Source organism: Nonomuraea sp. NPDC050202 (assembly GCF_040656115.1).
GTDB lineage: Bacteria > Actinomycetota > Actinomycetes > Streptosporangiales > Streptosporangiaceae > Nonomuraea.
In genome coordinates this window covers 240,993-262,734 of record NZ_JBFALF010000001.1, presented here as the reverse complement: position 1 = coordinate 262,734, position 21,742 = coordinate 240,993, and the positions used below count along the sequence as shown (strand labels likewise).

The window sequence follows — 21,742 nt, the reverse complement described above, 5'->3', positions numbered from 1 at the left end:
GCCGCGGCGGACGTAAGCTGGGAAGGTGACCGTTGCTCCTGAAGGCCGAAAGCTCCTCCGCCTGGAGGTGCGTAACGCCGAAACCCCTATCGAGCGCAAGCCCCCGTGGATCAAGACCAAGCTGAGGACGGGCCCCGAATACACCGAGCTGAAATCGCTCGTGCGCCGGGAGGGCCTGCACACGGTCTGTGAAGAGGCGGGCTGTCCGAATATCTACGAGTGCTGGGAGGATCGCGAGGCGACCTTCCTCATCGGCGGCGACCAGTGCACCCGCCGCTGCGACTTCTGCCAAATCGACACGGGCAAGCCGAAGGAATACGACCGCGACGAGCCGCGCAGGGTGGCCGAGTCCGTCCAGCAGATGGGCCTGAAGTACGCGACCGTGACCGGCGTGGCCCGCGACGACCTGCCCGACGGCGGCGCCTGGCTGTACGCGGAGACCGCGCGCCAGATCCACGCGCTGCTGCCCGGCTGCGGTGTCGAGCTGCTGGTGCCCGACTTCAACGGCAACCGCGAGCAGCTGCAGGAGGTCTTCTCCAGCAAGCCCGAGGTGTTCGCGCACAACGTCGAGACGGTGCCGCGGATCTTCAAGCGCATCCGTCCGGCCTTCCGCTACGAGCGCTCGCTCGGCGTGATCACGATGGCTCGCGAGGCCGGGCTGGTCACCAAGTCCAACCTGATCCTGGGCATGGGCGAGACGCGCGAGGAGATCGTCGAGGCCATGCGCGACCTGCACGCGGCGGGCACCGACCTGCTCACGATCACGCAGTACCTGCGGCCGACGCCGCGCCACCACCCGGTGGAGCGGTGGGTCAAGCCGGAGGAGTTCGTGGAGCTGCAGGCCGAGGCCGAGGCGATCGGGTTCGCCGGGGTCCTGTCCGGGCCGCTGGTGCGCTCGTCGTACCGGGCGGGCCGGCTCTACCAGCAGGCCATCGAGGCCCGCCAGACCGCCTGATCACGGCATTCGAGCCCCGGGAGCCCATCCCGGGGCTCCTTTCATGTCCGGTAATGCGGCGTTCCGTTCGGGCGATCACAAAAGGGCTAGCATGGCGTCGCAGCCGACGGAGGGCGACGCGCATGGCCGTGCTGATCCGCACCAGTGACCTGCCCGCAGCGCGCCGTCACGAGGCGTGGCGCGGCGTCGTCTGCGACACCCTGGGCCCGCTCGACCTGCGCATCGATCCCGACGCGCCGTTACGTGGCGAGATCGAGTTCGGCAAGCTCGGTGCTGTGGGCGTCGGCCGGATCCAGACCTCCACGCCGCACAGCGTCCACCGCACCTCGGGCATGATCCGCCGCGACAACCCCGAGCTGTACCGCGTGGTGCTCGCGCTGGCGGGCAGCCCGCGCCTGTCCCAGGACGGCCGTAACACGCAGCTCAGCCGGGGCGAGTTCGCGATCTACGACTTCTCCCGGCCGTACGAGCTGGCCTACGACTCGGCGGTGCGGCTGGCGGTGTTCAGCGTTCCGCGCGAGCAGCTCGCCGTGCCCGCCGGCGCGGTGGCGGAGCTGGCCGCGCTGCCCATCGGGGCGGAGTCGGGGGCCGCCGCCCTGGCCGTGCCGCTGCTGCGGCGGGTGGCGCTGGACCACGAGACCTACCGGCCGGGCAGCGCCGCGCGGCTGTCGACCGTGGTGACGGACCTGATCGGCGCCGCCGTGGCCGAGCGCCTGGACCAGGCACGGTCGCTGCCCGCCGACGCCCGGCAGCGTACGTTGCTGATGGAGGTGCACGCGTTCATCGAGCAGCGGCTGGGCGAGATCGACCTCGATCCCGCGACCGTCGCGGCGGCGCACCACATCTCCGTGCGGTACCTGCACCGGCTGTTCGAGTCGGAGAACACGACGGTGGCCGCCTGGATCCGGCAGCGCCGCCTCGAACGCTGCCGCACGGACCTGATCTCGGGCGTCAGCCAGCCCGTCAGCGCGGTCGGCGCCCGGTGGGGGCTGCCTGACGCGGCGCATTTCTCCAGGTTGTTCCGGCAGGCGTACGGGATGCCGCCCGCCGAGTACCGCCGGGCCCACACCGTGCGCTGATCATCAAGCCTCCTGGCGTCCAGATCCAAGACCGGCGGGTGCCTGCCCGAGCAGACTGAGGGCACACGCGAACGAGAAGGGATCTGGAGATGCAGCTCTTCGTCAACATGCCGGTCAAGGATCTGGACCGGTCATCGAAGTTCTTCACCGAGCTCGGCTTCGACCTGTTCGGCATGGCCCAGGGCATGGCGTCGGTCATCATCAGCGAGCAGACGCAGGTGATGCTGCTGGAGGAGCCGGTGTTCGGCTCGTTCATCACCAAGGAGATCGCCGACTCCGCCAAGAGCACCGAGGCGATCCTCTGCCTCGGCGTGGAGAACCCGGCCAAGGTCGACGAACTGGTGGACAAGGCTCTGGCCGCCGGCGCCACCCCGGCGGGTGTCCCGCAGCAGGGCGGCCCCCGCTACCAGCGCGGCTTCGCCGACCTCGACGGACACCACTGGGAGGTGCTGTGCCTGGTGCCGCCGGCCGAGTGAAGCCGGAAGCGGTCATGCCCGATGCGGTGAAGTCGGCCGACGGGACCCTCATCGCCTACGACCGGCAGGGTGAGGGCCCCGCGGTCGTCCTGGTCCAGGGCGCGTTCTCGGATCGGCGGCACCCGCTGATGACCGCCGTCGCCGGCGGCCTGGCGCGGTGGTTCACGGTCTACAACTACGACCGCCGCGGGCGCGGTGGCAGCGGTGACACCCAGCCGTACGCGGCGGAGCGGGAGATCGAGGATCTGGCCGCCGTCGTCGAGGCGGCGGGCGGGTCGGCCATGGTGTTCGGCGGCTCGTCGGGCGCGGCGCTGGCGCTGGAGGCGGCGGTCGTGAACCCGTCGATCACGAAGCTGGCCGTGTGGGAGCCGCCGTACCACGTGGACGACAGCGCGCCCGCCCTTCCCCTCGACTTCGCCGAGCAGCTCGCCGGCCTGGTCGCGACGGGCCGGCGGGGTGAGGCGGTGGAGCGGTTCATGGTCGAGGCGGCCGAGCTGCCGCGGGAGGCCGTCGCCGGGATGCGGGCGCACCCCGCCTGGGCGGAGATGGAGGCCGTGGCGCACACGCTGGCCTACGAGGCGGCCGTGCTGGGCCCGGGTAACGCGCTGCCCGCCGAGCGGCTGGCCCGCATCGCGCAGCCGGCGCTGGTGCTCAACGGGGCCGACAGCGCGGCGTGGATGGCGAACGCGGGCCTGGCGGTGGCGGCGGCGGTGCCCGGCGCGGTGCGGCGGGTGCTGGAGGACCAGGCGCACAACGTGGCGCCGGAGGCGCTGGTGCCCGAGCTGCTGGAGTTCTTCGTGACGGCCTGACGGCCGCCGGTCCCCGGGCCGGCGGCCCGACGGGCTTTACATGACGCAAAGGTCACAAACCTATCGGGTGCTCGGTTTTCTGGTGAACACTGTTGCTCGTGGACCTGGATGAACTGATCTCCCGCCTCGACCTGCCCACCAAGATCCGCCTGCTGACGGGGGCCGACATGTGGTCGCTGCCCCCGCTGCCCGAGATCGGGCTCGACCGGCTCGTGATGAGCGACGGGCCCATCGGCGTACGCGGCGAGCAGTGGAGCGCCGCCGACCCCTCGATCGCCCTGCCGAGCCCGACGGCGCTGGCCGCGACCTGGGACGTGGAGCTGGTCAGGCGGGCCGGCGGGCTGCTGGCCCAGGAGGCGCGGCGCAAGGGCGTGCACGTGCTGCTCGCGCCCACGCTCAACCTGCACCGCTCCCCGCTCGCCGGGCGGCACTTCGAGTGCTTCTCCGAGGACGCGTACCTGACGGGTGAGATCGGCGCGGCGTACGTCGAGGGCGTGCAGGAGGGCGGGGTCGCGACCACGCCCAAGCACTTCGTCGCCAACGACTTCGAGACCGACCGGTTCACCGTGGACGTGGTGGTCGGGGAGCAGGCGCTGCGCGAGCTGTACCTGCGGCCGTTCGAGCGCGTGGTGCGGGCCGGGGCGTGGGGGCTGATGACGGCCTACAACTCGGTGAACGGGTCCACCATGACCGAGCACGCCGAGCTGGTGCTCGGGGTGCTCAAGGACGAGTGGGGGTTCGACGGGTTCGTGGTGTCGGACTGGACGGCGGTGCGCTCGACCGAGGCCGCCGCGCTCGGCGGCACCGACGTGGCCATGCCGGGGCCGCACGGGCCGTGGGGCGCGCGGCTGGAGGCGGCCGTCCGGGAGGGGCGGGTGCCGGAGTCGGCCGTGGACGACCGCGTCCGCCGCATCCTGCGCCTGGCCGGACGCGTCGGCGCCCTCCATCCCGCCGGCACGGACAGCCCCGCCAGCCCCGCCAGCCCCGCCAGCCCCGCGAGCAGCGCCGGCCCCGCCAGCTCTGACGGCGCCGCCGGCCCTGCGGCGATCGACGGCGTGGCGCTCGCCCGGGAGATCGCCGCCCGCGCCTTCACCCTGCTCACCAACGACGGCGTCCTGCCCCTGCAGGGCACCCCGACGCTGGCTCTCATCGGCGCGGCGGCCCGCGAGGCGCGCGTGATGGGCGGCGGCAGCGCCCAGGTGTTCCCGGACCGGATCGTCTCGCCGCTGCAGGGCCTGTCCGAGCGCGCCGAGGTCCGGTACGCCCTCGGCACCGACCCCCGCGTCCGCCTGGCCCCGCTCCCCGGCCCCGTCACGGCGCAGTTCCTGGACGGGTCGGGCGCGGTGCTGAGCGAGCAGCCGCTGGCCACCGGCGAGGCGCGCTGGCTCGGCCAGCTGCCGCCCGGCGTGGACGCCGCCAGGCTCGGGATGGTCCGGCTGCTGGCGGCGTACACGGCGCGGGAGAGCGGCGAGCACGAGCTGTCGGTGGCCGGGGTGGGCGCGTTCACGCTCACTGTGAACGGCGAGGCCGTCCTCGACGAGAGCATCGGCCTGGACGGCGGCGACCCGGCGGTGGCCTTCCTGTCGCCGCCCGAGAGGCGGATCGGCGTGCCGATGGCGGCGGGCGAGACGTACGAGCTGGCCTTGGCCCACCCGCCGGGCACGTTCGGCGGCATGGCGATCGTGTCGTTCACGCTCGGCCACGCGGAGCCGACGCCCGGCGACGACGAGCTCATGGCCGAGGCCGTGCGCGTGGCGCGCGAGTGCGACGTGGCGGTGGTGGTGGCCGGGACGACGCCGGAGGTGGAGAGCGAGGGCTTCGATCGTGCGGACCTGCGGCTGCCGGGCCGCCAGGACGAGCTGATCAGCGCGGTGGCCGGGGCGAACCCGCGTACGGTGGTCGTGGTCAACGCGGGCTCGCCGGTGGAGATGCCGTGGCTGGCGGAGGTGGCGGCGGTGCTGCTGACCTGGTTCCCGGGTCAGGAGGCGGGGGCGGCGCTGGCCGACGTGCTGTTCGGGGACTCCGAGCCGGGCGGGCGGCTGCCGACGACGTGGCCGGAGCGGCTGGCGGACGCGCCGGTGCGGGCGGTGACGCCGGTGGACGGGAAGGTGTTCTACGACGAGGGCGTGTTCTCCGGCTATCCGGCGTGGCGGCGCGCCGAGCGGGCGCCGGCGTTCTGGTTCGGGCACGGCCTGGGCTACACGACCTGGTCGTACGACTCCATCGCGGCCGAGGGCACCAGCGTGACCGTGGCCGTCACGAACACCGGAACGCGCCACGGTCGGGAGGTCGTGCAGGTCTACGCCGGGCCGCGCAGGAGGCTGGCCGCCTTCGACGTGGTGGAGGCGGAGCCGGGGCAGACGGTGGTCACGACCCTGTTCCTGCCGGAGCGGGCCTTCCAGGTGTGGGAGGACGGCTGGCGCACGGTCGAGGGCGAGCAGGCGGTGGAGGCAGGCCGCAGCTCGGCCGACCTCCGGCTGTCGGCTACGGTGAAGATCTAGTCACAGCCGGAGAACGGCCGGGGCGCGTTTTCCATACTGCACCAGTTGGTTTGTATCCTTCTGAGCATGGCAAAGTCCGAGGACTCAGAGAAGCCGGGGCGCATCAAGCAGCTCCGCATGATCGCGCAGATCATCAAGCAGGCCAATCCCAAGGGGATGCCGATCGTCTTCCTTTCGGCGGTGGGCACGCTGGCTGTGGTCGTCGTGATCGGTCTGGTCACGGGCTACCTGTGGTACGCGGTGTTCATCGGCATCCTGGCCGCGCTCACCGTCGGCCTGGTGGTGTTCGGCCAGCTCGCCCAGCGGGCGCAGTACTCGATCCTGCACGGCCAGACCGGCGCCGCCGCGGCGGTGCTGCAGGGCATGCGCGGCAACTGGCAGGTCACCCCGGCCATCGCGGTCAACCGCGACCAGGACATCGTGCACCTGGTGGTCGGCTACCCGGGCGTCGTGCTGGTGTCCGAGGGGCCGGGCAACCGGGTGGCGAAGATGCTCAAGGCCGAGAAGCAGCGCATCTCGCGGGTGGTGCTGGGCGTCGAGATCTACGACGTCCAGTGCGGTGACGGCGAGGGGCAGGTGCCGCTCGGCAAGCTGCAGCGGCACCTGATGAAGCTGCCGCGCAACCTGAAGAAGCCGTCGGTCAACGAGGTGAAGGACCGGCTGCGCTCGCTGCCGCGCAACATGCCGATGCCGAAGGGCCCGATGCCCAAGGGCGCCCGCATGCCGCGCGGCCCCAAGATGCGCTAGTGCTTTCTCCTTCGTCGCGGGCCAACCGCGGCTGGTGGGACGGCAACGCCGACGACTACCAGGTCGAGCACGGCTCGTTCCTGCGTGACGACGGGTTCGTGTGGGGCCCCGAGGGGCTCGACGAGGCCGAGGCGCGCCTGCTCGGCGAGGTGCGCGGGCGGCGGGTGCTGGAGATCGGCTGCGGCGCCGCCCAGTGCGCCCGGTGGCTGGCAGGGCAGGGCGCGCGGGTGGCGGCGTTCGACATCTCGCACCGCCAGCTGCGCCACTCCCAGCGCATCGACCTCGACACGGGGGTCGGCGTCCCGGTGGTGCAGGCCGACGCGGAGGCGCTGCCGTTCGCCGGCGGCTCCTTCGACGTGGCCTGCTCCGCGTACGGGGCGCTGCCGTTCGTGGCCGATCCCGCGGCCGTCTTCCGCGAGGTGCGCAGGGTGCTGCGGCCGGGCGGGCGGTTCGTGTTCTCGGTGAGCCATCCGGTGCGGTGGGCCTTCCCCGACGATCCGGGGCCCCGGGGGCTGACGTCCGACCGGTCGTACTTCGACCGCACCCCGTACGAGGAGCGCGACGATCACGGCGTGCTCACCTACGTCGAGCACCATCGCACGATGGCCGACTGGGTGAACCTGCTGGCGGCCTCCGGCCTGACGATCACCGGGCTGCTGGAGCCGGAGTGGCCCGAGGGGCACGAGCAGGTGTGGGGCGGCTGGAGCCCCCTGCGCGGCCGGCACCTGCCCGGCACGGCCGTCTTCAGCTGCGCGAATACGTAGCGGCCATGGCGTGGAAGAGCTCCTTGGGCTCCCAGCGCGTCTCGTCCAGCATCCTGACCACGCCGTAGGAGCCGAGGTCGTCCTCACCGAGGCGTGTGTAACCGGCGAAGGTGAACCAGAGCGCGGTCTCGACGCCCTCCCGCTCGAACAGGTCGAGCAGTTCGGTGAAGTAGCGGACCTGCTCCCCCTCGTCGCGCACCGCGCCCTCGGGCACCGACCAGGCCATGCCGCCCAGCTCCCCCGCGCCCTGGTAGGCGCAGGTGCCGAACTCGGTGACCGCGACCGGCTTGCCGTGCTTGAAATGGGCGCGCAGCTCGTCGGCGAAGGTGTCCCTGTTGTAGGCCGCCCGGTACGCGTCCGCGCCGACCAGGTCGAACGGGCTCCAGTCGATGAACTCCCACGGCGCGGCGGCGTAGGTGATCCGGCCGCCGAAGCGGGACCTGACGGTCCGCGCGGCCTCGGCGAGGAAGGCGTTGAAACGCTCCATGCCGGCGCCGAGCGCGGTCCACTCCTCGATGCCGGCCGTCGCCATCCACGTCAGGCGGTCCAGATAGGCGTCGCCGGGGATGTAGCCGGGGCAGAAGGCGCTGGTCTCGCAGCCGGCGACGAAGACGACCTCGGCGCCGCCCCGGCGGAGGGACTCGGCCCGCGCGGCGCAGTCGGCGTACAGCTCCAGGATCCGCTCGTCCGGGACGTCGACCGGGAACGGCGCGAACCAGACCTCCAGGCCCGCCGCGGCGGCCTGCTCGGCGGCCACGCCCAGCCGCACGGGGTCGCGCCCGGAGACGCGGACGACCTGGCAGTGCAGTTCCTCGGCGATGACCCGCATCTCGCGGGCGACGGTGCCGGCGTCGAACGCCCTGCGCGAGATCCCGTCACCCGGCAGGAAGCCGGTGTCGTAGTTAATGCCCTTTTTCATGATTCATCCCCTTTGATGGATGAGAAGCCGTGTTCCAGGAGGTCGAACGCCAGCTCGACCTCCTCCTCCAGGAGCCGCCCCGCCTCCTCCAGCGGCACCCCCGTGGAGAGCCGGTGGAAGAACGCCTCCTGCAACGTGGTGACGGCGGCCGTGACCTGCCCGGCCATGAGCGTCGCCGCCCGGCCGGCCCCCGCCTCGGCGAGCGCGGTGGCCAGCTCGTAGCGCTGCGCCATGTTCGTCTGGTAGACCCCGGCCAGCAGGGCCGGGCTGGACGAGATCACCCGGATCCTGGTCAGCAGCCCCTCGACGTCCATCTCGCCGGTGCCCAGCCCGGCCATGCCGCGGTAGTGCGCGCGCAGGGCGTCGAGCGGCGACTGCCCCTCGGCGCGCGCCGTCACGACCGCGGCCGTGTCGTCCTTGACCGCGTCGAGGACCAGGCAGTCCTTGCTCGGGAAGTAGTTGAACAGGGTGACCTTGGCGACCCCGGCCGCCTCGGCGACCTCGTTGACCGTCACCGCGTCGTACCCGCGCTCGTCGAACAGCCGCAGTGCCACCTCGGAGATCCGCCGCCGGGTCTCCTCCTTCTTGCGCTCCCTGAGCCCCGCCATCATGCGGACAGCATAAACCGTACCGGGTAAGAATTTGAACCCGGTACGGTTTTTTACCGAACTCGGCTACATGCGCACGACCATCGTGTTGGACGCGCGGTCGTGGACGCCGCGGTGGTCGCGGTCCCAGATCACCGCCGGCACGACCAGCGCGAGCAGCACCGTACGCACCACGACGGGCAGCAGCCGCGGGCTGCCTCCGTCCATCGCGGCGACCCTGACGCCCATCAGCCGGTGCCCGAACGTCTGGCCCATCCACCCGACCAGCACCAGGTACTGCAGCGCGAAGACCAGCACGGGCGCCCACGGCGACTCGGCGGGGTTCATCCGGAGCAGCAGCTGCACGACCACCCAGGTGCAGATCATCCAGTCGATGACGAGCGCGCCGATCCGGCGCCCCCAGCCCGCGATCGACCCGCTGCCCTCCTCGGGCAGGCCCAGGCGCTGCCCGGGGTATCCGAGATCGACGCCGGCGGCCCTGACCCCGCCCAGCCAGGTCTGCGTCCACCGAGGCTCGTTGCTGCTCATACCCTCCACGGTAGCCGCCCGGTGGGCCGGTCCGGATTGTGACCCAACCGCGTCACGGACCGGCCATCATGTACGCCATGCCACACGGGGATGACCTTGACCAGCGTTTCAACGAGCTGGTCGCGCAGATAGACGCCGAGCAGCAGCGCAAGATGCGCGAGGCGGCGAAGAAGGGGGCCAGGGCGTCACGGCGGGCCGGGGGCGAGGAGCCCGGAGGCTTACGCCGGGGCGGCGCCTGGGAGGCTCCGGCGCCGCGGCGCAGGCCCGGGCGGGCCTGGCTGGCGGTGGCCGGGGTCGCGGCGGTGGTCTCGGCGGCGGGCGCGGTCATCGCACTCCGGCCCGACCTGCTCGCGCCCTCGGGCGCGGTGCCCGAGGAGACGATGCCGGTGGCGGCCCCCCTGCCGGCGGCGAGCGGCGCCGAGGCGGAAGCTCGGGCAGAGGGGACGGGCCCGGTGCCGGAGGAGACGATGCCGGTCGGGGCCCGCCCGGAGGAGAGCGGGCCCGCCGGGCCGTTCGCCGGCTCGGAGGCGGAGGATTGGGCCGAGGGCGCCGCCGGCTTCGTCATGCCCAAGGCCAGGGCGGTCGGCGGGCTGTCGAAGAAGGACGTGGCCGAGGGGCTGGAGCGGACACGGGACCTGCTGGCCGCGGCCCACCTCGACCGCAAGACGCTCATGGGCGGCGAGCCGAAGGCGTTCATGAAGCTGCTCCCCCCGGAGGAGCGGTCCTGGTTCAAGAAGAACCTCGGCCGCGGCGGCGAGAAGAGCACGCGCGGGTGGGTGACGAGCTTCGCGCCCAAGACCGCTGAGCAGGCCAGTGACGTGATCAAGGTGCACGGAGCGACGAAGCTGTCGTCGTTCAAGAAGAACGGGCGCGCCGGCGCGGAACTGAAGACGAACTACATCGTCGTGCACGCCGTCCAGCGGCCCGGCCAGCCACATACGGCGATCAGGCTGGTCACGCACCACCACGGCACGGTGCTGGTGTACCGCGAGGCGGGGAAGGTGGTGACCTGGATCGAGGAGTGGGGCGCGAGCGCGACGCCCGCGCGATGCGACGTGCGCGACGCCTACATCCATCCCCACTACGCCGACTCCGCTCCCGACCAGGAGACGCCGCAGGGCCCGCCTTCAGACCCCTACGACCTGGACACGCCCAGGCCGAAGAAGGGCGAATGCCGAGCCTCCAAGAGAACGTGAACGCCCGCCGGCACACCTTTGCATCACCCTGACTCTGCGTAACACGTGCGAAACAATCGAGACACCATACGGAAACGGCCGCGCCCTAGCGTCGCAATGATGGCCAGTCCCCAGGGAGGTTCGAGAGTGTTCAACTCCGCCGACGACGTCCTGAAGTTCATCAGCGACGAAGGGGTGCAGTTCGTCGATGTCAGGTTCACCGACCTGCCGGGGACGACGCACCATTTCACCTTCCCGGCAGAGAACTTCGGCGCGAGCGTCTTCACCGACGGACTCATGTTCGACGGCTCGTCGATCCGCGGCTTCCAGCAGATCCACGAGTCCGACATGCTCCTGCTGCCCGACCCGTCCAGCGCCGTGGTCGACCCGTTCCGCCAGCACAAGACGCTCAACCTGAACTTCTTCGTGCACGACCCGCTGACCGGCGAGGCCTACAGCCGCGACCCGCGCAACGTCGCCCGCAAGGCGGAGGAATACCTCAAGGGCACGGGCATCGCCGACACGGTGTACTTCGGCCCTGAGGCCGAGTTCTACATCTTCGACGACGTGCGCTTCGAGACGAAGCAGAACGCCGGCTACTACTACATCGACTCCATCGAGGGCGCCTGGAACACCGGCAAGGCGACCGAGGGCGGCAACCTGGGTTACAAGCCGCGCTACAAGGGCGGCTACTTCCCCGTCCCGCCGATGGACCACTTCACCGACCTGCGCTCGGAGATGGTGCGCAACCTCATCGAGGCCGGCATCGAGGTCGAGATGCAGCACCACGAGGTCGGCACGGCCGGTCAGGCGGAGATCGACTTCAAGTTCGGCACGCTGCTCAAGACCGCCGACAACCTCATGCTCTACAAGTACGTGATCAAGAGCACGGCCCTCGAGTACGGCCACACGGTCACGTTCATGCCCAAGCCGATCTTCGGCGACAACGGCTCCGGCATGCACTGCCACCAGTCGCTGTGGAAGGACGGCTCGCCGCTCTTCTACGACGAGGTCGGCTACGCGGGCCTGTCCGACACCGCCCGCTACTACATCGGCGGCCTGCTCAAGCACGCGCCGTCGCTGCTGGCCTTCACCAACCCGACGGTGAACTCCTACCACCGCCTGGTTCCCGGCTACGAGGCCCCGGTCAACCTGGTCTACTCCCAGCGCAACCGCTCGGCCTGCGTGCGCATCCCGATCACGGGCTCCAACCCGAAGGCCAAGCGCATCGAGTTCCGCGTGCCGGACCCGTCGTGCAACCCGTACTTCGCGTTCTCGGCGATGCTGATGGCGGGCATCGACGGCATCCGTAACAAGATCGAGCCGCCGGAGCCGGTCGACAAGGACCTCTACGAGCTCCCGCCGGAGGAGGCCCGCAACATCCCGCAGGTGCCCGGCTCGCTCACCGACGTGCTCAGCGCGCTGGAGGCCGACCACGACTACCTGCTCGAGGGCGGCGTGTTCACGCCCGACCTGATCGAGACGTGGATCTCCTACAAGCGGGAGAACGAGGTCGACCCGATCCGGCTGCGCCCGCACCCGCACGAGTTCGAGCTCTACTACGACGTGTGACGGAAGGTCCTCCGTCCTCGGGCGGAACAGGACCGGAACGGAAACGGCCCGGCATCGGATCACGATGCCGGGCCGTTTCCGCATGTGAAGGCATGCCACCTCGTCTGACGTCCAGGGCGTGCGTCGTCTCCCCCAGCAGGCGGCAGCGGCTCCGGGCGGCGACCAGCTCAGTGTTCACGATCGCCCTATGCCGAACGGCGGCGCGAGGCCGGCAACAGCACCTCCGTCCCTGTCGCCGGCACGGCTCATCAGGCGACTTTCCGGAAAACGACGACCGCGCGGTAGCGGCTGTGATGCTCCCCCTCCGGCTCGGCTTCGGCACTGATGACGTCCAGCTCGGTGCTCGACCCGAAGAACGCGAGGGCCTGCGCCACGGCCGCCTCCCTGATCTCGTCCGGGGTTGCCCCACTCACGGTGACCCGCAGCGTCAGCGGAAACCTTCGCACGCTCACGATGATCTTCTTTCGTAGAAGGGGTGATCACTTCGAGCGTAACAACGTGCCGGGCAGTTGATCCAAGAAGCGCTCCACGAACGCGAGGAGTCCAGGGCGCCGGGCCGCGACGCCGGTGTGGTCATCCACGCGGGTACGCCTCGCCCGCCGTCGGCGACGGCCCGGCATCGGCCGCGATGCCGGGCCGTTCCGCCTCAGCCCTTGGAGCCGGTGAAGGCGATGCCGGCGATGAGCTGCTTCTGCATGATCACGAAGAGCACGACCACGGGAAGCGTGGCCACGACCGAGCCGGCGAACAACATCGGGAAGTTGGTCTGGAACTGCCCTCGGAGCGAGGCGAGCCCCGCGGAGAGGGTCATCATCTCGGGGTCGGTGTTGACCACCAGCGGCCACAGCAGGCTGCTCCACGACCACATGACGGTCAGCATCCCCAGGGCGAGCAGCCCCGGCCGGACCAGCGGCAGCATGATGTGCCAGTAGATCTGCAGCGGGTTGGCTCCTTCGAGTTGCGCGGCCTCGTCCAGCTCCCTGGGCAGGGTCAGGAAGAACTGCCGGAGCAGGAACGTGCCGAACGCCCCGAAGACGCCCGGCGCGATGAGCGCCTGCAGCGTGTTGAGCCAGCCGAGGCCCACCATGATCTCGTAGCGCGGGATGAGGAAGAGCTCGCCGGGCACCATGAGCACGGCCAGGAAGAGCATGAAGATGGCGCCCCTGCCGGGGAAGCGCAGCCGGGCGAAGGCGAAGGCGGCCAGCGAGCACAGCAGGAGCTGCCCGGCGGTGACGGCCGCGGTGACCACGACCGTGTTGAGGAACTGCCTGCCCAGCGGAACCGTCAGGAAGATCTCGGGGAAGTTCGACCACTGCCACGAGGGCGTGAACTTCGGCGGGACCCGCAGCGACTCGGGCAGCGTCTGCAGCGACACCACGACCTGCCAGGCGAAGGGCGCGACCATCACCAGCGCGCCCGCGGCCAGCGCCACGTGGGCCGGCCACGTCCTGGGCCTACTCATAGTGCACCCACCTCTTCTGCAGCCTGAACTGGATCGCGGTCAGCACGAGGATCAGCCCCAGCAGCAGCACGGCGATCGCCGCGGCCAGTCCTCGCTGGTTGTGCACGAAGGCCTTCTCGAAGAAGAGGTAGACGATCGTGCGGCTGCCCGTCAGCGCGGGGCTCGTCGTGTCGATCATGAGGTAGACCAGGTCGAAGACCTGCAACGCGTTGATCATCGTGATCACGACGACGAAGAACGTCGTCGGCGTGAGCAGGGGGAGCGTGATCCGGAAGAACTGCCGCAGCCGTCCCGCACCGTCGATCGAGGCCGCCTCGTAGTAGTGCCGCGGGATGCCCTGCAGCCCCGCCAGGAACAGCACGGCGTTGTAGCCGATCGAGCTCCAGATGCCGACGATCGCGATCGCGTAGATGGCGACGTCGGGGTCGCCCATCCAGTACGGCCCGTCGATCCCCACCAGGCCCAGCAGGTAGTTGATCACCCCGAAGTCCCCGTTGAACAGGTACCTCCACGTCAGGCCCACGGCGGCGGGCATGGTGACGACCGGCAGGAAGTACAGCGTGCGGTAGACGCTCAGCCCGCGCAGCCCCGGCACGTTCAGCAGGGCCGCGACGACGATGGACAGCGGCACGCCGGCCAGCACGAGGACGGCGTAGAGCAGGGTGTTGCCGAGCGCGCCGGCCATGTCCTCGTCGCCGAGCAGGTCGGTGTAGTTGGCCGTCCCCACCCAGGTGTACCCGCCGAAGACGCCCGACTCGGTGAAGCTGAGGTACAGGGTCTGGAGGATGGGCCACAGGTAGAAGACGGCCAGGCCCAGCGCCATCGGGGCGATGAGGAGGTAGCCCCACGCCCACTCGCGCTTGGAGAGCATCCCTTACTCCTTGGCGAGGATCTCGTTCATCTGCACCGCGATCTCCTTGGCGGCGTCGGCCACCGGCCGCTTGCCCGCCCAGGCGTCGGCGAGCAGCCTGGTCTCCGCTTCCTGCCACTGCGAGGTGTTCAGCGACACCGGGTACGGCACGCCGTGCGGCATGGAGGCGTCGTAGGTCTCCTTCAGGTGGAAGGAGGGGAACGCCTTGAACCAGCCGTCCTGGGTGCCGGGGCGCAGCGAGAGGGCGCCGCCGGCGCTGTCGCTGATGATCTTCTGGGCCTGCTCGGACGCGATGAACTCGGCGAACGCCGCCGCCTCCTTCGGGTGCTCGGTCTTGGCCGAGACGGCGTTGGCCAGGCCGAGCAGGATGACGGCCTCCCGCGCGGGCCCCTTGGGCAGCGGGGCGACGTCGATCCGCTCGCGGAACTGGGGGTCGGCCCAGTAGGTGGAGGCGAACCAGATGCCGCCGTAGAACATGCCGTACTTGCCGGACTGGAAGAGCTGGATGGGGTCGGTGTCGCCGTAGACCTCCGCGGCGGGCGCGACCTTCTCCTCGATCAGGCCGGTCCAGAACTCCAGGCCCTGGACGGAGGCGGGGTCGTCGAAGCCGCTCTTCTTGCCGTCGGGCGAGATTACCTGGCCGCCGGCCTGGAGCATCGTGTTGTAGTAGCCGACCTGGTTGAGCATCGGCGCCAGGATGCCGAACTGCTGCTTGCCCGGGTCGGTCAGCTTCTTGGCGGCGGCCTTGACGTCGTCCCAGGTCCAGTCGGCGGTCGGCGGCTCCACGCCGGCCTCCTCGAAGAGCTGCTTGTTGTACCAGAGCGCCGGGATGCTCACGTGGTGCGGCAGGGCGTAGAGCTTGCCGTCATGGCGGTAGCCGTCGACGACCGCGCCGGGCAGCCCGGCGGCCTTGGACTCCTCGACCGGGGCGATGATGCCGCCCTTGGCGTACATGCGGGCGTTGAGGCTGTTCATCCAGAAGACGTCGGGGGTGACGCCGCCGGAGGCGGCGGTCTGGAGCTTGGTCCAGTACTGCTCCCACGGGGTGATCTCCAGCTTCACCGTGACTTTCGGGTTCGCCTGCTGGAAGGCGGCGATGATCTTCTCGGAGCTGGGCTGGTCGTTCTTGTCCCAGATGGCGTAGCTGATGGTGACCTTGCCATCGGCGGCGGGCCCTCCGGACGAGCCGCATCCGGCGGCGAGAACGGTGAGGCCGAGCAGCCCGGCCAGGGGAAGGCGGAAACGCAAGGGGTCCTCCAGGGGGGTGTGTCTCAGGGCCGCAGGTTGGCGGTCCAGGCGGCGAGCTTGTCGTCGATCGCGGCTCTGCTGACAGGGTTGCCGGGGGCATCGGGGCGTTGCTGCCACGGACGCGGGCCGCCGGCCGGGCGGTACTCCACCCCGAGGGCATCGAGCCGCTTCTCGTGGGTGGCGAGCCGGGTGAGGAAGTCCTCGAAGTCGCGCCTGCCGCTCCAGACCGCCTCGGCGAAGGCGGCCAGGCGCGGGAAGGCCATGTAGTCGAGGAGCCGGGGCGAGTCGATGTGCTCGGTCCACAGCGCCGCCTGGGCGCCCAGGATCCTGCCCTTCTCCTCCTCCGTGAGGCCGCCCGGGACCGGGTCGAAGGCGTGCACCGCGCTGAGCGAGGTGACGCTGCCGATCGGCACGGGCTCCTGCTCGCCGTCGGCTTGCCGGAAGTCCAGGTAGGTCTCGGCGAACGGCGAGACGACCACGTCGTGGCCGGCCCGCGCGGCCAGCGCCGTGCACCTGTCGCCGCGCCACGCGGCGACGGTGATCCCCGCGGGCAGGCCGCCCTCCAGCAGCTCGTCCCAGCCGAGCGGCTTGCGGCCCCGGGCGAGCAGGTAGTCGGTGAAGTGCCGCATGAGCCAGCTCTGCAGTTCCTCGGCGTCGCGCAGGCCGAGCTCCCGCATGCGTTCCTTGGCGGGCAGGCTCTCGTTCCACTGGGTCTTGGGCACCTCGTCGCCGCCGACGCAGACGTACTCGCCGGGGAAGAGCTCCAGCACCTCGTCCAGAACGTCGAGGAAGAAGGCGATGGTCTCGTCGGAGACGTTGATCACGTTCTCGCCGACGCCCCATTCCGTGCGTACGTCCAGCGGCGTGTCGAAGTTGCCCAGCTCCGGGTAGGCGGCGATGGCGGCCTGGGTGTGGCCGGGCAGGTCGATCTCCGGGACCACCGTGACGAACCGGTCCGCCGCGTAGGAGACGATCTCCCTGATGTCGTCCTGGCTGTAGAAGCCGCCGTGCGGGCGGCCGTCGAACAGGCCGTGCCGGACGTGGCCCCGGGGCGACTCGCGCCGCCACGCCCCGACCTCGGTCAGCTTCGGGTACTTCCTGATCTCCACCCGCCAGCCCTGGTCGTCGGTCAGGTGCAGGTGCAGGACGTTCAGCTTGTGGGCGGCCAGCAGGTCCACGTAGCGCAGCAGGTCGTTCTTGGTCAGGAAGTGGCGGGCCACGTCGATGAGGCAGCCGCGCCAGGCGTACCGGGGCGCGTCGGCGATCCTGACGGCGGGGACGCTCCAGATCCTCTCTCCCGTGCGGCCGGCGCGGAACGCGGCCGGATCGAGGAGCTGGCGCAATGTCTGGGTCCCGTAGAAGGCGCCGGCCGGGGCGGCGGCCTCGATCAGCACCGACTCCGCCGTGACCGTGAGCCGGTACTCCTCGGGCCCGAGCCCTTCGCCGAGCCGGATCTCGATCCCGCCTGGCCCTTCGGGCAGCGGCAGGCCGGTGGCCGGGCCGAGGGCCCCGCGCAGCCACGCCGCGGCCCTGTCCAGCCGCGGGTGGGCGGTCAGCCGGGTCTCGGCGGTGAGGATGAAGTGCCCGTCGGCCGGGACGAGGTGGGCGGGCGCCGGGATCGTCGTCACAGAGCCTCCACCGTCCGGCGCTCGCGGGCGCGCTCGGCGGCCCAGACGACGAGGTGCCCGGCCAGCGCGTCGGCGGCGCCGGCCCCGAGCGGCGCCTGGTCGCCGGACTCGACGGCGTCCACGAAGGCCCTGATGAGGCCCGTGTCGCCGCCGCCGTGGCCGTCCGCCAGCGACGCGCCCGCCGTCGTCCCGGTGTCGACGCTCTCCTCGGAGCCGGTCGTGAAGTCGACGACCCTGATGGTCCGGCCGTCGCCCTCGGCGAAGCCGTGCGTGCCGAAGACCCTGGTCTTGCGGTGTTCCAGCGGGGTGAACGCGGTCATCGTGAACGACACGGTGGCGCCCTGCGCGAACTCCAGCATCACGACCTGCTGGTCCACCACGTCGTTGTCGCAGTCGTAGACGCAGCGGCCGTACGGGCCGGTCTCCAGGGCGTGGGTGACGCCGGCCACCGTGGCGTCGGAGGTGACAGGGCCGAGCGGCCAGAACTCCCGGTCCGGGTCGCCGAGGCAGCCCAGGTAGAGACGTTTGGCGGAGTAGGGGCAGGTGGGCTCGACGGCGCAGCTGACGCAGCGCCTGCCCGCGCCCTGCGGCCGGTTCTCCCGCCGGAAGTGGGTCAGCGAGCCGAAGGAGGCGACGCTGACGGGCTCGTCCTGGACGAGGTGCAGCAGCCAGTCGAGGTCGTGGCAGGACTTGGTCAGCAGCATCGGCCCCGACTCGGCCGCGTTGTGCCAGGAGCCCCGTACGAAGGAGTGGGCCATGTGCCACCAGCCGACCGGTTCCAGGTGCTGGACGCTGGAGATCGTGCCCAACCGGCCGCTGCCGACGAGGTCCTTGAACGCCCTGGTGTAGGCGGTGTAGCGCAGCACGTGGCAGACGGCGAAGACGACGCCGCTGCGCTCGACGGCCTCGACGATCCTGCGTGCCTCCTGCTCGGTGGGCGCCATGGGCTTTTCCAGGAGGATGGCGTAGCCCAGCTCGGCGAAGGCCACGGCGGGCTCGGCGTGCATGCGGTCCTGCGTGGCGATGACCACGGCGTCGGCCAGCTTCGGCACGGCGGCCAGCTCGGCCCATCCCGCGAAGCGGGCCTCTTCCGGCAGGCCGTGCTCGTCGGCCAGGGCGGCCCGCCTGGCCGGGTCGGGATCGGCTACGGCGACGATCCGGGCGCGGCCGTCGGCGGCGGCCGCCCTGGCATAGATCTGGCCGCGGGCTCCTGCCCCGACGATGGCTAAGGTCACGCTCATGTGCCGAACCCCCGATTTATCGCGGAGTCCATAGATAGTCACGGATTAGGTCTTGCAGTCAAGATCCTCCCTGTCGGATGATCCAGCTAGCAGGAATCAGAGCCTGCGTACATAACCCGGAGACCGCCGAAAGCAGAGGAGAGCCCGTGCAGGTCAGCGGTGGGGACCTTCAGCGGCTACGCCAGCTGAATTCGCTGAACAGCATCCGGGCCCTGCGCGAGGCACCGGGCCCGCTGACCCTCACCGAGCTCGCCACGCTGACCGGGCTGTCGCGCAACTCCGTCATCGACGTCATCACCGACCTGCGCGAACGCGGCTGGATCGCCGAGGTCGAGCCCGTCTCCGGCGGCATGGGCCGGCCCGCCAGGCGGTACCGCTTCCGCGCCGACGCCGGTCGCGTGCTCGGCATCGACATAGGGGTCCACAAGGTCCTCGCCGTGGTCACCGACCTCGCCGGCCGGACCCTGTCCAGCGGCCGGGTCGCCGTGGACGCGCACACCACCCAGCAGGAGCGGCTGCAGGCCATGTGGCGAGCCGTGGACGCCGCGCTCGTCGCCTGCGGCCTGGACGCCCGCGACCTGTGGGGCGTGGCCGTCGGCAGCATCGGCGTCGTCAACAGGGAGGGCATGGTCACCCGGGTCAAGGCGCTGCCCGACTGGGAGGGGGTCGACCTCGCCGGTCACCTCGGGCAGCGGCTGTCCTGCCCGACCACCGTGGAGAACGACAGCAAGCTCGCCGCGCTCGCCGAGCAGCGGCTGGGCGTCGCGGCGGGCGTCCAGGACCTCGTCTACCTGCACGCCGGCCGCCGGCCAGGCGCCGCGCTCATCCTCAACGGCCGCCTGCACCACGGCTTCAGCGGCGCCACCGGCGAGGTCGGGCTCATGGACATGACGGGCTGGCGCACCATGGCCTCTCACCTGGAGGGCTCGCCCGCCGCCCAGGGCAGCGCGCCCGAGGACGCCGCCGGGCGCGTCTTCACGGCCGCCCGCGCCGGCGACCCCGGCGCCCTCGCGGCCGTCGACACCTACGCCCACCACCTCGCGCTCGGCACCGCGGCCATGGTCCTGACCCTGGACCCCGAACTGGTCGTGCTGGGCGGCGGGTTCTCCCGCTCGGCCGACGTCCTGCTGCCCGCGCTCCGCCGGGCCCTCGAACCCCACTGCCTGCGCGTCCCCGACATCCGGCCCTCGACGCTCGGCGAGGAATGCGTCGCACTCGGCGCTGCCTGCCTGGCGCTGGACCACGTGGACGAGCACTTCTTCTCACCCGACGGCTCGATCTCCCGCCCCGCCGCGCCCCAGCGGCTCACCTGACCGATCCGGCCTCTCCCCCCACACCCGCACCACCTCCCGAAGGACACGCGCATGCGCTTATCCGTCCCTCCCCTCGCCGTCGCCCTCGCCCTGGCCGGGCTGCTCACACCGGCCCCCGCCACCGCCGAGTCCGCTACGGGGCCGGGCCTGGTCCGGCTGGAATGCGACGGCGACCGGCCCGGCAGCACCTGCACCATGGTCGCGACCGGCAGACCGCCGGGCCCGCGCCACGTGGCGGAGTTCGTCATGACCGCCAGGAGCGGCGAGCACGTCTGGGCCCGGGACACCGTCCACAGCCGTGACGGGCGAGCGCGCAGCCGTCCCTTCCCGCTGCCCGCGGAGAAGGTGACGGCCGACGTCTCCGTCACGAAACTGCCGGAAAGGCGCGTGGGAACCCCGCTGCGGCTGATGGCGTGGAACCTCTTCGTCGGCGGCACGATCAACGGCCAGGAGAAGACCGGCGAGAACCTCAAGCAGATGATCGAATACCTCAACGAGGTCGATCCCGACGTCCTGTTCGTGGTCGAAGGGTACGGATCAGGGCAGAAGATCCTTGACGGGCTGAACGCCGGACGCCCCGCCGGCGAGCGGTTCTCCGGCGCGCAGCTCACCCGGCCGGAGGACTACAGCGTCAACGGCGACAACCTGTGGCTCTACACCAAGCTCGACATCGAGCAGGTCTACCCGCGCTACGCCGACGCCGACATCACCTCCTTCAACCTCGGCGGCGCCCGGCTGGGCCTGCCCAACGGGCAGCACGTGCACGCCTTCAGCATGTGGACCTGGCACGATCTGTCCGCCAACTGGGACGGCCACGAGGCCGCCGTGCAGAACCTCTACGGCATGCCCCGGACCAAGACCGACGAGCAGCTCCTCCAGGACGACGACTACCGCCGCGTCGCCATGGGCAGAGCCATCCTGGACAAGGCCCTGCCGTCCTTCATCGGTGACGACGACGCCCCCGTGCTCATGGGCGGAGACCTCAACGCCTGGCCGCACCTGGACTGGACCGAGCAGTTCAAGAACGCCCGCGGGCACGCCGGAATGGTGCTGCCATGGCCGATGACCAGCCTGTTCACCAAGGCCGGCTTCGTCGACACCTTCCGCTACGCCAACCCGGACGCCGGGCGCCACCCGGGCCGTACCTGGAGCCCGCTGAGCGGCTACCGCTCCGCGCCCGCCCGCATCGACTACATCTTCACCCGCGGCGAGAACGTCCGCGTCCTCGGCTCCCGCATCGACGACCGCCGCCTGCCCACCCACCAGGGCAGCGCCCTCGACCGGACCTACCCCTTCTACTCCGACCACAGCGCGGTCATCACCGACGTGGTGATCCGCGGCGCGGGCACGGGACCGGGCCGGCCGGCCGTCGCCGACGAACCCGAGAACGCCCCCGGCGTCTGGCCCGCCACCCCGGCCGGTACCCGGGTGCCCCCGGCCGAGCTCAGCGCGACCGCGACCACCTTCAAGCCCGGCATCGGCGACCCGTCCAGGGCGGTCGACGGCGACCTCACGACCGACTACCACTCCGACTACCCCGAGATCGCGCCGCAGCCGCACCTCGTCACGGTCGACCTCGGGCGCGTCCGGGAGCTGTCCGCGGTCCGGTTCCAGCCCAAGCTCCGCTACGACATGAACGGCACCGTGGTGAAGGGGATGGTGCAGGTCAGCGACGACGGCACCACGTTCACCGACGTCCGGCGGGTCGAGTGGCCGCGCATGACGGCGCCGAACGACGTGGACCTGCGCGGCGTCACGGCCAGGTACGTCAGGCTGCGCGTGGACCACGGCATGGGCGGGGCCTCCGCCCTCGCGGAGATCATCCCGTACGAGGTCAGCCAGTAGC

The 21,742-nt window shown here is 71.2% G+C and carries 20 protein-coding genes; 11 read left to right on the top strand and 9 right to left on the bottom strand.

The features are described 5' to 3' along the window. The first annotated feature begins 25 nt into the window (after positions 1-25). The 7 genes from lipA to AB0I79_RS01350 all read left to right on the top strand — a co-directional run bounded on the left by lipA (position 26) and on the right by AB0I79_RS01350 (position 7,331). Complete coding sequence (gene lipA / locus AB0I79_RS01380; RefSeq protein ID WP_357865713.1) at positions 26-955, top strand: lipoyl synthase; 930 nt, start codon at positions 26-28, stop codon at positions 953-955. 122 nt (positions 956-1,077) lie between these two features. Beyond that, entirely contained in the window at positions 1,078-2,034 is a 957-nt protein-coding gene (locus tag AB0I79_RS01375) for a helix-turn-helix domain-containing protein (RefSeq protein ID WP_357865712.1), read from the top strand. A gap of 89 nt (positions 2,035-2,123) precedes the next feature. Beyond that, positions 2,124-2,510, top strand: coding sequence for a VOC family protein (locus AB0I79_RS01370; protein ID WP_357865710.1), 387 nt, complete (start codon positions 2,124-2,126; stop codon positions 2,508-2,510). Positions 2,511-2,524: 14 nt separating this feature from the next. Next, the gene (locus tag AB0I79_RS01365; protein WP_357865709.1) at positions 2,525-3,319 is read left to right on the top strand and encodes an alpha/beta fold hydrolase; all 795 of its coding nucleotides are present in this window, start codon (positions 2,525-2,527) and stop codon (positions 3,317-3,319) included. A gap of 98 nt (positions 3,320-3,417) precedes the next feature. Further along, the gene (locus AB0I79_RS01360) at positions 3,418-5,820 is read left to right on the top strand and encodes a glycoside hydrolase family 3 C-terminal domain-containing protein (protein ID WP_357865707.1); all 2,403 of its coding nucleotides are present in this window, start codon (positions 3,418-3,420) and stop codon (positions 5,818-5,820) included. A 66-nt stretch (positions 5,821-5,886) separates the two neighbouring features. Next, on the top strand, positions 5,887-6,567 hold the full coding sequence (locus AB0I79_RS01355) for a DUF4191 domain-containing protein (RefSeq protein ID WP_357865705.1): 681 nt from the start codon (positions 5,887-5,889) through the stop codon (positions 6,565-6,567). Next, positions 6,567-7,331, top strand: a complete 765-nt coding sequence (locus tag AB0I79_RS01350) for a class I SAM-dependent methyltransferase (protein WP_357865703.1) — start codon at positions 6,567-6,569, stop codon at positions 7,329-7,331. Before AB0I79_RS01355 ends, AB0I79_RS01350 begins: the two co-directional genes overlap by 1 nt. Here AB0I79_RS01350 and AB0I79_RS01345 read toward each other — a convergent pair. From AB0I79_RS01345 to AB0I79_RS01335, 3 genes are all read right to left on the bottom strand, one after another. After that, positions 7,312-8,250 (bottom strand): hypothetical protein, encoded by a 939-nt coding sequence (locus AB0I79_RS01345; RefSeq protein ID WP_357865701.1) that lies wholly within the window; start codon positions 8,248-8,250, stop codon positions 7,312-7,314. The genes AB0I79_RS01350 and AB0I79_RS01345 overlap by 20 nt on opposite strands. Then, positions 8,247-8,861: a TetR/AcrR family transcriptional regulator gene (locus AB0I79_RS01340; RefSeq protein WP_357865699.1), complete on the bottom strand. Its 615-nt coding sequence runs from the start codon at positions 8,859-8,861 to the stop codon at positions 8,247-8,249. Before AB0I79_RS01340 ends, AB0I79_RS01345 begins: the two co-directional genes overlap by 4 nt. 63 nt (positions 8,862-8,924) lie before the next feature. Next, positions 8,925-9,386: an RDD family protein gene (locus AB0I79_RS01335; RefSeq protein ID WP_357865697.1), complete on the bottom strand. Its 462-nt coding sequence runs from the start codon at positions 9,384-9,386 to the stop codon at positions 8,925-8,927. A gap of 77 nt (positions 9,387-9,463) precedes the next feature. On the opposite strand from AB0I79_RS01335, the gene AB0I79_RS01330 reads away from it, so the two are divergent. Both AB0I79_RS01330 and glnA read left to right on the top strand, forming a co-directional pair. Continuing rightward, the gene (locus tag AB0I79_RS01330) at positions 9,464-10,582 is read left to right on the top strand and encodes a hypothetical protein (protein WP_357865695.1); all 1,119 of its coding nucleotides are present in this window, start codon (positions 9,464-9,466) and stop codon (positions 10,580-10,582) included. A 126-nt stretch (positions 10,583-10,708) separates the two neighbouring features. Next, on the top strand, positions 10,709-12,133 hold the full coding sequence (gene glnA / locus AB0I79_RS01325; RefSeq protein WP_357865694.1) for a type I glutamate--ammonia ligase: 1,425 nt from the start codon (positions 10,709-10,711) through the stop codon (positions 12,131-12,133). Between the two features lie 248 nt (positions 12,134-12,381). Here the strand turns inward: glnA and AB0I79_RS01320 are convergent, their stop codons facing one another. The 6 genes from AB0I79_RS01320 to AB0I79_RS01295 all read right to left on the bottom strand — a co-directional run bounded on the left by AB0I79_RS01320 (position 12,382) and on the right by AB0I79_RS01295 (position 18,583). Beyond that, positions 12,382-12,579, bottom strand: coding sequence for a hypothetical protein (locus AB0I79_RS01320; protein WP_357865693.1), 198 nt, complete (start codon positions 12,577-12,579; stop codon positions 12,382-12,384). Positions 12,580-12,779: 200 nt separating this feature from the next. Next, positions 12,780-13,595 (bottom strand): carbohydrate ABC transporter permease, encoded by an 816-nt coding sequence (locus AB0I79_RS01315; protein WP_357865691.1) that lies wholly within the window; start codon positions 13,593-13,595, stop codon positions 12,780-12,782. Further along, entirely contained in the window at positions 13,588-14,466 is an 879-nt protein-coding gene (locus AB0I79_RS01310; protein WP_357865689.1) for a sugar ABC transporter permease, read from the bottom strand. The genes AB0I79_RS01315 and AB0I79_RS01310 overlap by 8 nt, the downstream gene beginning before the upstream one ends. Positions 14,467-14,469: 3 nt before the next feature. Then, complete coding sequence (locus AB0I79_RS01305) at positions 14,470-15,714, bottom strand: sugar ABC transporter substrate-binding protein (RefSeq protein ID WP_357865688.1); 1,245 nt, start codon at positions 15,712-15,714, stop codon at positions 14,470-14,472. A gap of 23 nt (positions 15,715-15,737) precedes the next feature. Further along, positions 15,738-17,342 (bottom strand): beta-N-acetylhexosaminidase, encoded by a 1,605-nt coding sequence (locus AB0I79_RS01300; RefSeq protein WP_357865686.1) that lies wholly within the window; start codon positions 17,340-17,342, stop codon positions 15,738-15,740. Next, positions 17,339-18,583, bottom strand: a complete 1,245-nt coding sequence (locus tag AB0I79_RS01295) for a Gfo/Idh/MocA family oxidoreductase (RefSeq protein WP_357865684.1) — start codon at positions 18,581-18,583, stop codon at positions 17,339-17,341. Before AB0I79_RS01295 ends, AB0I79_RS01300 begins: the two co-directional genes overlap by 4 nt. A gap of 146 nt (positions 18,584-18,729) precedes the next feature. On the opposite strand from AB0I79_RS01295, the gene AB0I79_RS01290 reads away from it, so the two are divergent. Both AB0I79_RS01290 and AB0I79_RS01285 read left to right on the top strand, forming a co-directional pair. Next, complete coding sequence (locus AB0I79_RS01290) at positions 18,730-19,896, top strand: ROK family protein (protein WP_357865682.1); 1,167 nt, start codon at positions 18,730-18,732, stop codon at positions 19,894-19,896. Positions 19,897-19,947: 51 nt separating this feature from the next. Continuing rightward, positions 19,948-21,741, top strand: a complete 1,794-nt coding sequence (locus AB0I79_RS01285) for an endonuclease/exonuclease/phosphatase family protein (RefSeq protein ID WP_357865680.1) — start codon at positions 19,948-19,950, stop codon at positions 21,739-21,741. Position 21,742: the final 1 nt, after the last annotated feature.

What these genes read in the sequence shown, in the direction of transcription:
- AB0I79_RS01375 (WP_357865712.1), top strand. Translation starts at nt 1,078, where the DNA reads ATGGCCGTGCTGATCCGCACCAGTGACCTGCCCGCAGCGCGCCGTCAC.
- AB0I79_RS01370 (WP_357865710.1), top strand. Translation starts at nt 2,124, where the DNA reads ATGCAGCTCTTCGTCAACATGCCGGTCAAGGATCTGGACCGGTCATCG.
- AB0I79_RS01365 (WP_357865709.1), top strand. Translation starts at nt 2,525, where the DNA reads ATGCCCGATGCGGTGAAGTCGGCCGACGGGACCCTCATCGCCTACGAC.
- AB0I79_RS01355 (WP_357865705.1), top strand. Translation starts at nt 5,887, where the DNA reads ATGGCAAAGTCCGAGGACTCAGAGAAGCCGGGGCGCATCAAGCAGCTC.
- AB0I79_RS01345 (WP_357865701.1), bottom strand. Translation starts at nt 8,250, where the DNA reads ATGAAAAAGGGCATTAACTACGACACCGGCTTCCTGCCGGGTGACGGG.
- AB0I79_RS01340 (WP_357865699.1), bottom strand. Translation starts at nt 8,861, where the DNA reads ATGATGGCGGGGCTCAGGGAGCGCAAGAAGGAGGAGACCCGGCGGCGG.
- AB0I79_RS01335 (WP_357865697.1), bottom strand. Translation starts at nt 9,386, where the DNA reads ATGAGCAGCAACGAGCCTCGGTGGACGCAGACCTGGCTGGGCGGGGTC.
- AB0I79_RS01330 (WP_357865695.1), top strand. Translation starts at nt 9,464, where the DNA reads ATGCCACACGGGGATGACCTTGACCAGCGTTTCAACGAGCTGGTCGCG.
- AB0I79_RS01315 (WP_357865691.1), bottom strand. Translation starts at nt 13,595, where the DNA reads ATGAGTAGGCCCAGGACGTGGCCGGCCCACGTGGCGCTGGCCGCGGGC.
- AB0I79_RS01310 (WP_357865689.1), bottom strand. Translation starts at nt 14,466, where the DNA reads ATGCTCTCCAAGCGCGAGTGGGCGTGGGGCTACCTCCTCATCGCCCCG.
- AB0I79_RS01295 (WP_357865684.1), bottom strand. Translation starts at nt 18,583, where the DNA reads ATGAGCGTGACCTTAGCCATCGTCGGGGCAGGAGCCCGCGGCCAGATC.
- AB0I79_RS01285 (WP_357865680.1), top strand. Translation starts at nt 19,948, where the DNA reads ATGCGCTTATCCGTCCCTCCCCTCGCCGTCGCCCTCGCCCTGGCCGGG.